The following is a 12,059-nucleotide window of genomic DNA, read 5'->3' on the forward strand; positions in this document are numbered from 1 at the left end:
CGCCGATCTAGCATGCGGCCATGCCGTTCACCCCGAGTCACGCGATCGTCGCGCTGCCGTTCGCGCGCCGCGCCCGGGTGGCCGCGCCGCTCGCCGTCGGTGCGATGGCCCCGGACCTCCCGCTGTTCCTGCGCGGGATCGTCCCGAATGTCTACCCGTTCACCCATGACCAACGCTGGATCCCCGTCACCGCGCTGCTCGCCCTCGGCCTGCTGCTGATCTGGCGCGGCCTGCTGCGGCCCGCCGCCCGCGCGCTCGCACCGCCACGGGTGGGCGAGCGGCTGCCGTCGTGCTGGGACGGGAGCGGCGACGGCGCGATCCGGGAGACCTTCCCCTCGGTGAGAGCATCGGTGGTCCTGCTGCTCCTGCTCGCCGCGGGCGTCGGCAGCCACCTCCTGTGGGACGCGTTCAGCCATGCGCACCGCGCCGGCACGCAGTGGGTGCCGGAGCTCGCGGCGATGTGGGGGCCGCTGCCCGGCTACAAGGTCGTGCAGTACACCTCGGGCATCGGCGGGCTCGTGGTGCTCGCCGTCTGGGGCGCGCTGCGCCTCAGCAGGCAGTCGATCGCACCGGTCCGGCCGGCACCGGGCGTGGTCCGGTGGGGCTGCTGGCTGTCACTCCCGCTGCTCATGGCCGGCGCTCTCGTCCTGGGTGCGGCGCACTCGGGGGTGCCCGGCACGGGTGGTGAGGCCTACCGCCTCATGGGGGTCCTGCCCACCGCCTGCGGGCTCTGGGGACTGCTCGTGCTCGCCCTCGCGATCGCCCTGCGAGGGCGCTCCAAGCGCTTTCCCCAGCAGGTTTCCGACGGGTCACAAAAACGCGGGTGACCTGCGAAAACGATTCACAGCGGTGAAAGCGGAAACCTTTACATTCCCGAGACCTGTCGGGGCTTCGGGCGTGCGTACTATCCGTCCATCCGGTGCCGCCGTTTCATCGACCAACGACGGCCACCGGCGGAGGATCCGGAGCGATCATGAACCATCCCGCACTCGAGCTGACCGACGTCGACACCGACGCCCTGACCCTGCACGCCGACTCCGCAGGGATCTGGGTCACCTGCACCAGCGGGGAGACGGAGGTGACCGTCGGCCCGCTCCCCGGGAAGAGGCTCGCCGACTGGATCGCCGCGGTCGCGGCCCCCGCCGCTCTCACCGCGCCGACCGTGCTCGCCGCCCCGCCCGTTCCCGCCTGACCGGGCCCTCCCGGCCGTCGGCCGGAAAGTAGAGGACAGCCCGGAGATCGAGCGACATCCTGGTGGCATGAACGAGATCGAGGTCGTCGTCGCCCACAGCGAGCGGGCGACGCTGCGCGTGGGGGACGTGTTCCTCAAGGTCGACGCGGATCCCGCCCACGCCGCCGTCGAGATCCGCGGGGTGCAGCTCGCCCCCGTGCCGACCCCGCCCGTGCTCTGGCACCGGCCGCCCGTGCTCGCGATCGCGCGCGTCCCGGGCCGTGCGCTCGGCGTGCCGGGCGAACCCTCCCCGGCCACGGCCGGCGCCTAGCACGCTGCCGGGCGGGTGATCCGGCGGCTGCACGAGGCGCCGCTTCCACCCGGCACGATGCGCCTGGCCGCGGAGCTGCAGGCGGAGCTGGACCGCGAATGCAACTGGCTGCTGGCGAGCGCCGTGATCCCCGCCGAGCTGGTGCACCGCAATCGGGCGATCGCCGAGCAGGCGCTGCGGCCCGTGGCGCCGGCATTCATCCACGGGGACCTGCAGATCACGCACGTGTTCGTCGATGGTGACGAGGTCACTGGGATCATCGACTGGTCCGAGGCCGCCCCGGGCGATCCGATGATGGACCTCGCCGTGCTCACCCTCGGCCACGAGGAGCGCCTCGAGGATCTGCTCGCCGGCTACGACGGCGACGGCCGGGAGCCCGCGGACCGCACCGCGATCCGGGCCTGGTGGTCGCTGCGCAGTCTGACGGCCGCGCGCTGGCTGCTCGAGCACGGCTTCGACCCGGGCGCGCCGGGCTGCGAGTTCGACGTGCTCCGCGCCCGGATGGACGATCCCGCCCCTTGAGCCGGGTGCCCGGGGCGCGGCCGGGAGGACGTGGCGCGACACACCGTGTCGGCCCGAAGGGGAGCGCTCGCGGCGCACGGACCGTACCGTGGACGACCATGTCCACGCCTGTCACCGATCGCGCCGCCGATCTCGTGCCCGTGCCGCGCGCCCGCCATCACTGGATGGACCTCGTGCGCGGGACGGCGATCCTGCTCGTGGTCCTGCTGCACCTCGAGATCCTCCAGGGGATCTGGGACGGCGACACGCCGCGCGCGCTCGTGGTCATCGCCCAGGCGGCGACCCCGTTCCGCATGCCGATGCTGCTGTTCGTCTCCGGGATGCTGCTGCCCCGCTCGCTGAGGAAGCCGCCGGGCCGCTTCCTCGAGGGCAAGGCCCGCAACCTCCTGTGGCCGTGGCTCGTGTGGTCGCTCGTCCTCGGTGCCACCCAGCTGTTCGAGTCCTCCGCCGAGCCGCTGTGGTGGATCAACGGGATGTACACGTGGTTCCTCATGGCGCTGCTGAGCTACTACGTGGTGGGCCTGGTGCTGAAGCGCGTGCCGCCGGGCTGGGTCGCGATCGCGAGCATCGTGGTCTGGACGGCCGCGCCGCTGTTCGGTGTCTCCCCGGACCTGTACGGGCTGCGCCCGGACAAGTTCGTCTACTACGCGGTGTTCTTCTTCGCGGGCGCGGCGCTCGGCCGGACCCTGCTCGCGCGGAAGGTCCCGCTCGCGGTGGCCGTGCCCGGGATCGTCGTCGCGATGATCTGGGCGGTCCTCGCCGTGCGGGCGGACGGCGAGCCGCAGATCCCCGTGCTCGACCAGGTCGTCGTGGTCATCGGGATCCTCGGCGCGATCGGGGTGGCGCAGCGCCTCCCGCGCGTCGCCCCCGTGCGGGCGCTCGAGTGGATGGGCCGCAGCTCGATCGTCATGTACGTCGTGCACCTGCCCGTGCTCGAAATCCTCACCCGCTACCTGCCGCTGCCCGACGGTCTGCCGGGCGCGCTGATCCTCGGCACCGTCACCCTCGCCGCGTGCATCGGCGCGGTGCACCTGCGACCGCGCACCCCGTGGCTGTACGTCTTCCCGGACCTCCGGCGCCGTCGCATCGCGGCCGGCGGGGGAGCGGCACGGGGCACGGCCCTGCACCGCCCCGATCCCATCAGCCCGTGACGATCCGGATCCCGACCAGCAGCCCCGGGTCGTTCTCCGCGAAGGGGCCCGGCGCGACGGTGAGCGGGTAGCTCTCCCCGCTCTCCGTCGCCGCCTCGCAGGTGACCGGCTCGAGCGCCTGGAACTGCTCCGAGCTCATGCCGTCCTCGCAGGTCACCTCGCTGAAATCGGCGTCCGTGAGCGGGACGTAGGCATTCTCCGAGGTGAGCACCTCGAGGGTGTCCTGGGCGAGCTGCTCGGCGCTGAGGTCCGAGGCGCCGAACATGGAGCCGAAGCCGAGTCCGGTGAGCACGTCCCGCTCGTCGAGGATCGACTCGAGGCCGTCGGGGGCGCTCTCCCCGCGCACGAAGAGCAGCGCCGTGGTGCTCCCGTCCGGGAACGCGCCGTCGGCGGGCACCATGACGGGGTAGGCGGTCCAGGGGACCGTGTCCACGGTGCCCTCGGAGCTCGCGGGCCCGTTGCAGGTGGCGGCGTTCCCCGGCTCCATATCGAGGTCGTCCTCGCAGGTGGCGTCGCCCCCGAGGGTCGCTCCGAGGGTGGCGCCGAGTTCCTCCGCGGAGACGACCGCTGCCCCGTCGGCGTGGCCGGAGGAGTCCTCCGGCACGTCGAGCTCGAGCACGATCGAGGCGCGGTCGCCGCCGGATGCGGCGGCCCCGTCCCCGCCGTCGCTCGCGACCGGCGTACCGCCCCCGTCGGATGCGTCCATCCCCGTGCTCTCCTGGGCGTCCGTGGTGGTCGCCGCGATGCTCGTGGTGGCCTCGCCGTCCGTCCCCTCGGCGGTCGCGCTGCCCGAGCTGCAGGCCGCGAGGCCCAGCAGGGCCGTGCTCGCGGCGAGGGCCAGGACGGCCCGCGGGATGCGTGTGGTGGTGCCCATGCTTCTCTTCCCCCTTGCGCGGCAGGGGAGGGGCGTAGCGAGCGCCCGCGGCTCCCCCGGCCGCGGTGCCCCACGGTTCCAGAGGGTCAAGAAAAGGTCAAGCATTCGTCAAGTCGCGTCGCCGGGGGCGGTCACCAGGGCAGCGCCTCGGGGATCGGCTCGCCTCCCCGCACGTGCTGGTCGAGGAAGGCGAGCACCGTCTCGTTCCAGGTGAGCGCGTTGGACGGCGTGAGCACCCAGTGGTTCTCGCTCGTGAGCTGCAGGAAGCGGTGCGGCATGTCCTCCGGGGCGCCGTCCCAGTGCGAGACCAGGTCCCACCACAGCCGCAGCGCCTCGCTGATCGGCACCCGGAAGTCGCGGCTGCCGTGCGTGACGAGCATCGGCGTGGTGATCGCGGCGGCCGCCGCGTTCGGGGAGTAGGCGCGGTACCACTCGGGATCCGCGTCCTCGTGTCCGTGCACCCGCATCTTCGAGGCGGCCGCGTCGGTGGTGCGGTGCTGCTGCGGCAGTGCCCACAGCCCCGCATGGCTCACGATCGCGTCGAAGCGGTCCGTGTGCCCGGCGATCCAGTTCGCCATGAACCCGCCGAAGCTCGCGCCGAGCATCGCCGTGCGCGTCCCGTCGAGCTCGGGCCGCTCGAGCACGAGGTCCAGCAGCGCCTCGCACTCGGCGAGGACGACGTCGGGCCGGCGCGGCCAGCCGCGGTTCAGCCCCGCGTCCCCGTACCCGGTGGACATCGCCGGATCCGGCATCAGCACCGCGTAGCCGCGGGCGGTGAACAGCCACGGGCACCAGCGCCAGCTCCACGCGTTGTAGGAGGAGTGCGGGCCGCCGTGCACCCACAGCAGCGTGGGCGCGGGATCCTCGGCGCTCGCCCCCACGGGCGTGCACAGCCAGCCGGGCACCTCGACACCGCCCACGGTGGTGGTCACCTTCTCGAGGGTGTCGGGCAGGGGGCCGACGGCGCCCGGCGCGGGCAGCTCCACGACGCCCTCCGCGGTGATCCGCACCGGGCGGGCCGGCGTCGCCACGTCGCTGCGCAGGGCGAGCACGGAGCCGTCCTCGGCGGGGGAGAGGGAGGAGAACACGCCGCCGTCGGCGAGCGTGGAGACGGCGCCGGTCGAGGGGTCGACCGCGAGCACCGCGCCGGAGGAGTGCAGGTCCCCGCTCACGAGCAGCGTGCCGCCGTCGGCCTGCCACACCACCTGGCCGGCGGTGAGGTCGCCGAGGTCGACCGCGACCACGCCGTCGCCCTCGAGGTCGTGGATCTCCAGGCGCCCGTAGCTCGTGTCCGTCGGGGTGGAGACGGTCGAGCGGGTGACGGCGAGGAGCCGGCCGTCCGGGGACAGCACGGGGGAGTCGTAGCCGTGCTCGTCCGTCGCCTCGAGCAGCGGCGTGCGCTCGCGGGTCGCCCCGTCGATGCGGACCAGGCTGGTGCGGGTCTCCCCGCGGGCGATCCGCTCGGTCCACTCGGTGACGACGGTGCGCCCGTCGCGCGCGAGCACGGCGGAGGCGGTGTGCAGCGGCAGGGTGCCGGCGTCCGGCGTGAGGTCCCGCAGCTCGCCCTGCGCGGTGACGATCAGGAGGTGGCGGGAGGAGTCGCCGCGCTCGTGGTCCCACTGCCGGATCGGCATGCCCGTGTGCCAGATCGTCGTGCGCTTCGCGTCCTTCCGTGCCGCGCGGGCCTCGGCGTCCTCCTCGAGGCTCACGCCGGGCAGCACGCTCGTCGCGGCGAGGATCGTGCCGTCGCCGGCCACGTCGAGCAGCTCGAGCCCGCCCGGCGCATGCGCGAGCACCTGCGCCTCGCCGGCGAGCGGCAGCCGCCAGATCGCCGTCGTCCCCTCGGGCGCCTCGCCCGTGGGATCGGGTCGGGAGGAGGTGAACAGCAGCGAGCCGTCCGGCGCGAAGCACGGCGAGGACTCGCCCTTCTCCGAGACCGTCAGCCGCCGGGCGGGTCCCTCCGCCGTGAGCTCCCAGAGGGCGGGGACCAGACGGGAGAGGTGCTCGTCGGCCTCTTGCACCACAGCGGCCGCCCGGCCGCCCGGGCCCGCGGCGATCGCGGAGACCCGCGGCACACGCAGGAACGCCTCCACGTCACGGAGGTCGAGGGACGGGGAGGCGGGAGCGTCAGCGGTCATCCCTGCACGCTATCGAGCCAGGCCACGGCAGGTGCACGATCACGGTTGCGATGCGGTCACGGGCCTCCTCGACGGTGCCCGGCGGGTGCACGATGTGCCCATGGTCCGCCGACGCACTCTGCTCGCCGCGCTCGCCGGAGCGGCCGCCCTCAGCGGCTGCGACGGCCCGGCGACGCGCCCGGAGGACGAGACCACCGCCGCGAGCTGCATCGACTGGATCGAACTGGAGACGCCTGCGGACGCGGCGGCGGAGTCCGACGCCGTCGTGCGCGGCACAGCCGACGGTCCGCCCGCGACGGGACGCTACGAGCTGTACGACGTGCCGCTGTGGACCGTTCAGGTTGCCGAGTGGGTCTCCGGAGCCCCGGCCGACGGCGAGGGGTCGAGCATCGAGGTGCTCTCGTTGCCGTACAGCTGCGGGGAGAGCCGGGACGCCCTCTCGGGCATCGAGGACGCCGGTGAGGTCTACCTGTTCCTCCGTGCCCGCGGAGACCACTGGGAGACCGTCACCGGCTACCGCGGGATGGTGCCTGTCGCCGAGGACGGCTCGATGCCGGAGAGCTGGCCGGACGAGATCGGCTGAGGGCGGCGCGCCAGCAGGAGTGGATCGGCCGACGGCGGTCGGCGCGCCCGGGCTTCGGCGCGAAGACGGCGGTGTCCCGTGGACACGTCGGCCTGCTGCGCCCCGCACCCGGGATACTCGATCGCGGACACGGGGTGCGCCGTCGGCGCTGAGATCACACCCGTGGAACCTGATGCAGCTCGTACTGACGAAGGGATGTCCGCCATGCGCTCGCGCCTGCCCGCGACCGATGCACCCACCATCGACGAGGTCGACCGCCCCGGCCCCGTCGGCCCGCCGGACCGTCTGCCGCCCTCGGGGCGCGCCGCGCTCCGCGCCGGTGTGGTCGGGAACTTCATCGACAACGTCCACGTGTTCCTGCCGCTCACCGCGCTCACCCCGGCGCTGGCCACGGTCGCCGGGCCCGGCGTCGCCGCGGCGACCGGTGCGATCGTCGTCATCGCGATGATGCTCGGTCGGCCCGTCGGCGGGGTCGTCTTCGGCCGGATCTCCGACCGCCTGGGCCGCACCCGCACCACGCAGGTCGCGATCGCCGGCACCGCCGGCTGCGCGCTGCTGATCGCCGCGATGCCCACCCACGAGCTGCTGGGCGCCGGGACGATCGCGCTGATCCTCGGCCTGCGCTTCCTGGGCGGCATCTTCGTCGCCGGGGAGTACTCCGCCGCGATCCCGCTCGCCATGGAGTGGTCGCCGCCGCGCCGCCGCGGCCTCATGAGCGGGCTGATCCTCTCGATGGCGCCGTGGGCGCAGGGGGCGATCGCCTTCGCGACCGCCACGCTGCTGCTGGTGCTCGGGCCGGAGGAGTACGCCGTCTGGGGCTGGCGACTGCTGTTCGTCGTCGGCGCGCTGCTCTCGCTGGGGATGCTGCTGTACTACCGCTCGCACGTCGTCGACGCCCCCATCACCCGCCGCGCCGGGAGGGACGGGAATACGACGCCGGTGCGGGGCGGCGTCCGGCAGGTGCTCGCAGGCCGCTGGTCCGGCGCCTTCCGGCAGGCCTTCGTCATGATGACGGGGCTCTGGCTGCTCACGAACACGACGGTCCTGCTGCTCACCGCGCGGCTCGGGGAGGGCGGTGCCCTCGCCGCCACCGAGGTCGCGCTCGCCATGGGCATCGCCTCCGTCGTCCAGGCGCTCGCGATGGCGCTCGCCGGGCACCTCTCCACGGTGATCGGCCGGCGCCGACTGCTCACGCACTGGGGGATCGCCGCCCTGCTCCTCGGGCCGCCCCTGTGGTGGGCGGCCGTCGGCTCCGGGAGCCTCGCCCGGGCGGCGCTCTGCGCGGCGCTGCTGCAGGTGGTGACCGTCGCCGCCTACGGCCCGGTCTCCGCGTATCTGTCCGAGCGTTTCCCCACGGCCGTGCGCTCCACCGGGTACGGCTCCGCCTACAGCCTCTCCCTCGTGCTTCCGGCCCTGTACCCCTTCTACCTCCCGCTGCTCGCCGGGATCACCGGACCTCGCGGGTCGGTGCTGCTGCTCATGGTGCTCGGGGCGGCGCTGCTGATCCTCGGCGCCCGGCTCGGCCCGCGCCTCACGCCCGCGGACCTCGACGGGGACCTCGACGCGGTCGCGCTCGCCGGGGAGCGGTGAGAGATGGATGTCCGTCCTCGGCGGCCTCCGATCGGGCGCTTCCGAGCGGTCGGGACCGAGCGATCGGTCTCCTTCGATGAACAATCGGGGAATCATGCTCGCATCCGGGGCGAAAGTCTGCGAACCTAGTGCTCGGCACGTCGTCCGCGGCGTGCCGCCGGACCCTTCTCGGGGTCCACGTCGTCGGCGGAGCGTCTTCCGGCGGCAGGCATCATTGGCCGAGACTCGGCCGACGACATCGAAGGATTACAGGAACATGGCAACTGGCACCGTGAAGTGGTTCAACGCCGACAAGGGCTTCGGCTTCATCGCCCCCGACGACGGCTCGGACGACGTCTTCGCCCACTTCAGCAACATCTCCGGCACCGGCTACCGCAACCTCGAGGAGAACCAGAAGGTCTCCTTCGAGGTGGAGCGCACCGATCGCGGCCTCACCGCCGTGAACATCCAGGGCGCCTGAGCCCCGGAGCCCCACAGCTCACGGAGCGCCCGTCGGAACGATCCGGCGGGCGCTCCGTCATGTCCGGAGGGAAAACTTCCGGGCCTTGTCTTTCCCTGATCGCCGGGGCAGGCTGGCCGGCGAGGGTCCCGTGCTCGCGGGTCCCGCGGCACCGGACGCCCGGTGCGCTCGCGGTGCCGCTCGTCAGTGGTTCCACGGAAGGACGATGATGTCTGAGAACAGAGCTGTGGCGTACAAGGGAGCAGGCCACGTCGAGGTGGTCGACACCCCCTACCCCGAGTTCGAGCTGAAGGACGGTCCGGGGGTGAACCCGGCCAACGTCGGCCGGAAGGTGCCCCACGGCGCGATCCTGCGCACCGTCGCGACCAACATCTGCGGCTCCGACCAGCACATGGTGCGCGGCCGCACCACCGCCCCGGAGGGGCTCATCCTGGGCCACGAGATCACCGGCGAGGTGGTCGAGGTCGGCCCGGACGTCGAGTTCATCAAGAAGGGCGACATCGTCTCGGTCCCCTTCAACATCGCCTGCGGCCGCTGCCGCAACTGCAAGGACGGCAAGACCGGGATCTGCCTGAACGTGAACCCGGACCGCCCGGGCAGCGCCTACGGGTACGTCGACATGGGCGGCTGGGTCGGCGGCCAGGCCGAGTACGTCCTCACCCCGTACGCGGACTGGAACCTGCTGACATTCCCCGACAGGGACCAGGCCCTCGAGAAGATCCTCGATCTCACGATGCTCTCGGACATCTTCCCGACCGGCTTCCACGGCGCCTACAGCGCCGGCGTGAAGCCGGGCTCGACGGTGTACATCGCGGGCGCCGGTCCGGTGGGCCTCGCCGCCGCCGTCGGCGCGCAGCTGCTCGGCGCCGGCGTCGTGATCGTCGGCGACCTCAACTCCGACCGGCTCGAGCAGGCCCGCTCCTTCGGCTGCGAGACGGTGGACGTCTCGCAGGGGGACCCGCGCGACCAGATCGAGCAGCTGCTCGGCGTCCCGGAGGTCGAGTGCGGCGTGGACGCCGTGGGCTTCGAGGCCCGCGGTCACGGATCCGACGCCGGCCACGAGGCGCCGGCGACGGTGCTGAACTCGCTCATGGATCTCACGGAGGCGGGCGGCGCGCTCGGCATCCCCGGGCTCTACGTCACCGGCGACCCCGGCGGTGTGGACGCCGCCGCCCAGGAGGGGTCGCTCTCGATCCGTCTGGGGCTCGGGTGGGCGAAGTCGCTGTCGTTCACGACCGGGCAGTGCCCCGTCATGAAGTACCACCGCCAGCTGATGCAGGCGATCCTCCATGACAAGGTGCAGATCGCGAAGGCCGTGAAGGCCACCCCGATCCCGCTGGACGAGGCGCCTCAGGCCTACGCGGACTTCGACAAGGGTGCGGCGAGGAAGTACGTGCTGAACCCCAACGGCTACATCAAGTAGTCGGCCGCGCCGCCGGACGCCCGGACCGTGGGCGGTCCGGGCGCCCGGCGGCGTCAGGGACCCGCAGTACCCTCGGCACATGACCGCCGCCCCTCGCCCCACCACCTGCGTGCTGGGACGCCTGGCCGGTGGCCGGGTGGCGCTGTGCGAGATCGGCGGGGACGGCGAGCCCGGCCCGCGGCAGGAGTTCGACGAGGAGCGGCTGGCGGAGGTCGTCGCCGGGCACGAGGCTGCGGGGACCCCGCGCTGGGTGTGGAGCGACACGGCCACCTGGTACCCGGGGCTGCTCGCCGCCGGGGTGCGCGTGGAGCGATGCCACGACCTGCGCCTGGTCCACACGATCCTCCAGCACGCCGCCGCGGTCACCGACGGCGCCGCGCTGCGTGCCGCCACCGCCTGGGAGACCGGCCCCGTCGTCCCCGCGGAGGGCCGACCCCCGGCCGCGACGCTGTTCGATGTCGCCCCCGCGGCGGGCTCCGCCGTGCCCCATGACCTCGAGGAGACGCTCGCCGAGCACGCCCGGCAGCAGGCGGCGATCGCCTCCGCCGCGGATCCCTCACCGCTGCGCCTGCTCGCCGCGGCGGAGTCCGCCGGCGGGCTCGTCGCGGCGGAGCTGCAGGCGGCGGGCATGCCCTGGGACGTGGTCGAGCACGATCGGATCCTCGCCGAGCAGCTGGGCCCCCGGCCCGGGCACGGCCAGCCGCCGGCCCGCATGGTCGAGGTGGGCGCTCAGGTGCGGACCGCGCTGGGTGATCCGATGCTGTCCCTGGACTCGCCGCCGCGGGTGCTGAAGGCGCTGCGCCGCGCGGGGATCGACGTCTCCTCGACCTCGCAGTGGGAGCTCGCCGAGCACGACCACCCGGTGATCGAGCCGTTGCTGCGCTACAAGAAGCTCTCGCGGCTGCTCACGGCGAACGGGTGGGCGTGGATCGACGAATGGGTGCACGAGGGCCGCTACCGGCCCGTCTATCTGCCGGGCGGCGTCGTCACCGGGCGCTGGGCGTCCAACGGCGGCGGTGCGCTGCAGATCCCGCGGCAGCTGCGGCCCGCGCTGCGCGCCGATCCCGGCTGGATGCTCGTGGGAGCGGACGTCTCCCAGCTGGAGCCGCGGGTGCTCGCCGCGATGGCGGGAGACCGGGCGATGGCCGACGCCGGCCGCGGCAAGGACCTCTACTCCGGCATCGTCGAGGCCGGGGTCGTCGCGACCCGGGCGGAGGCGAAGGTCGCCGTGCTCGGGGCGCTCTACGGGTCGACGACGGGGGACGCGGGGCGCCTCGTCCCGCGGCTGCGGCGCACCTTCCCCCGCGCGATGGCGCTCGTGGACGAGGCGGCGGCGACGGGGGAGCGGGGCGGGACCGTGCACACCTGGCTCGGGCGCACCTCCCCGCCGCCGGGCCCGGAGTGGGCGGCGGTGCAGACCCGCGGCGGGGTGGTCGACGCGACGACCGCCGACGAGGAGCGGGCCCGCCGTGCCGGCCGTGACCGGGGCCGCTTCACCCGCAACTTCGTGGTCCAGGGGACCGCCGCGGAGTGGGCCCTCGCGTGGCTCGCGGACCTCCGCCTGCGGCTGTCGCGGATCGCCCCTGTTCCCGAGGAGCATGCGGCGACCGCCTCGGGGCCGGCGCTCGGGAACCGTCCCCACCTGGCGTTCTTCCTGCACGACGAGGTGATCGTGCACGCCCCGCGCGAGCATGCGGAGGAGGCCGCGCAGGCGGTCCGCGACGCCGCGGACGCCGCGGGAAGGCTGCTGTTCCCCGGCAGCCCCGTCGACTTCCCGCTGGACCTGACGATCACGGAGCGCTCCGCGAAGTGACTC

The 12,059-nt window shown here is 73.6% G+C and carries 12 protein-coding genes and 1 riboswitch; of the genes, 10 read left to right on the forward strand and 2 right to left on the reverse strand.

Annotated elements, in window-relative coordinates; translation table 11 throughout:
* Positions 1–20: 20 nt before the first annotated feature.
* From ABD080_RS08545 to ABD080_RS08565, 5 genes are all read left to right on the forward strand, one after another.
* Positions 21–827 (forward strand): DUF4184 family protein, encoded by an 807-nt coding sequence (locus ABD080_RS08545; protein ID WP_343904392.1) that lies wholly within the window; start codon positions 21–23, stop codon positions 825–827.
* A 146-nt stretch (positions 828–973) separates the two neighbouring features.
* Positions 974–1,192 (forward strand): hypothetical protein, encoded by a 219-nt coding sequence (locus ABD080_RS08550; RefSeq protein WP_137770056.1) that lies wholly within the window; start codon positions 974–976, stop codon positions 1,190–1,192.
* Between the two features lie 67 nt (positions 1,193–1,259).
* Positions 1,260–1,502 carry a hypothetical protein gene (locus ABD080_RS08555; protein ID WP_343904393.1) on the forward strand — a complete coding sequence of 81 codons (243 nt, stop codon included), beginning with the start codon at positions 1,260–1,262 and terminating at the stop codon, positions 1,500–1,502.
* A gap of 15 nt (positions 1,503–1,517) precedes the next feature.
* Complete coding sequence (locus tag ABD080_RS08560; protein ID WP_343904394.1) at positions 1,518–2,024, forward strand: phosphotransferase; 507 nt, start codon at positions 1,518–1,520, stop codon at positions 2,022–2,024.
* A gap of 98 nt (positions 2,025–2,122) precedes the next feature.
* Entirely contained in the window at positions 2,123–3,175 is a 1,053-nt protein-coding gene (locus tag ABD080_RS08565; RefSeq protein WP_343904395.1) for an acyltransferase family protein, read from the forward strand.
* Here the strand turns inward: ABD080_RS08565 and ABD080_RS08570 are convergent.
* Complete coding sequence (locus ABD080_RS08570) at positions 3,165–4,049, reverse strand: hypothetical protein (protein WP_137770058.1); 885 nt, start codon at positions 4,047–4,049, stop codon at positions 3,165–3,167. The genes ABD080_RS08565 and ABD080_RS08570 overlap by 11 nt on opposite strands.
* Positions 4,050–4,180: 131 nt before the next feature.
* Complete coding sequence (locus tag ABD080_RS08575) at positions 4,181–6,187, reverse strand: S9 family peptidase (RefSeq protein ID WP_343904396.1); 2,007 nt, start codon at positions 6,185–6,187, stop codon at positions 4,181–4,183.
* 100 nt (positions 6,188–6,287) lie between these two features.
* On the opposite strand from ABD080_RS08575, the gene ABD080_RS08580 reads away from it, so the two are divergent.
* The 5 genes from ABD080_RS08580 to ABD080_RS08600 all read left to right on the forward strand — a co-directional run bounded on the left by ABD080_RS08580 (position 6,288) and on the right by ABD080_RS08600 (position 12,056).
* Positions 6,288–6,770, forward strand: coding sequence for a hypothetical protein (locus ABD080_RS08580; RefSeq protein ID WP_343904397.1), 483 nt, complete (start codon positions 6,288–6,290; stop codon positions 6,768–6,770).
* Between the two features lie 120 nt (positions 6,771–6,890).
* A riboswitch (TPP riboswitch) is annotated at positions 6,891–6,983 on the forward strand.
* Positions 6,975–8,360, forward strand: a complete 1,386-nt coding sequence (locus ABD080_RS08585; protein WP_343904398.1) for an MFS transporter — start codon at positions 6,975–6,977, stop codon at positions 8,358–8,360. It overlaps the preceding riboswitch by 9 nt.
* A gap of 256 nt (positions 8,361–8,616) precedes the next feature.
* Positions 8,617–8,820 (forward strand): cold-shock protein, encoded by a 204-nt coding sequence (locus ABD080_RS08590; protein WP_343904399.1) that lies wholly within the window; start codon positions 8,617–8,619, stop codon positions 8,818–8,820.
* 208 nt (positions 8,821–9,028) lie between these two features.
* Positions 9,029–10,243, forward strand: a complete 1,215-nt coding sequence (fdhA, locus tag ABD080_RS08595; protein ID WP_343904400.1) for a formaldehyde dehydrogenase, glutathione-independent — start codon at positions 9,029–9,031, stop codon at positions 10,241–10,243.
* A 79-nt stretch (positions 10,244–10,322) separates the two neighbouring features.
* Positions 10,323–12,056: a bifunctional 3'-5' exonuclease/DNA polymerase gene (locus tag ABD080_RS08600; protein ID WP_343904401.1), complete on the forward strand. Its 1,734-nt coding sequence runs from the start codon at positions 10,323–10,325 to the stop codon at positions 12,054–12,056.
* The last annotated feature ends 3 nt before the right edge of the window (positions 12,057–12,059 follow it).

Source organism: Brachybacterium rhamnosum (assembly GCF_039526185.1).
Classification (GTDB): Bacteria; Actinomycetota; Actinomycetes; order Actinomycetales; family Dermabacteraceae; genus Brachybacterium; species Brachybacterium rhamnosum.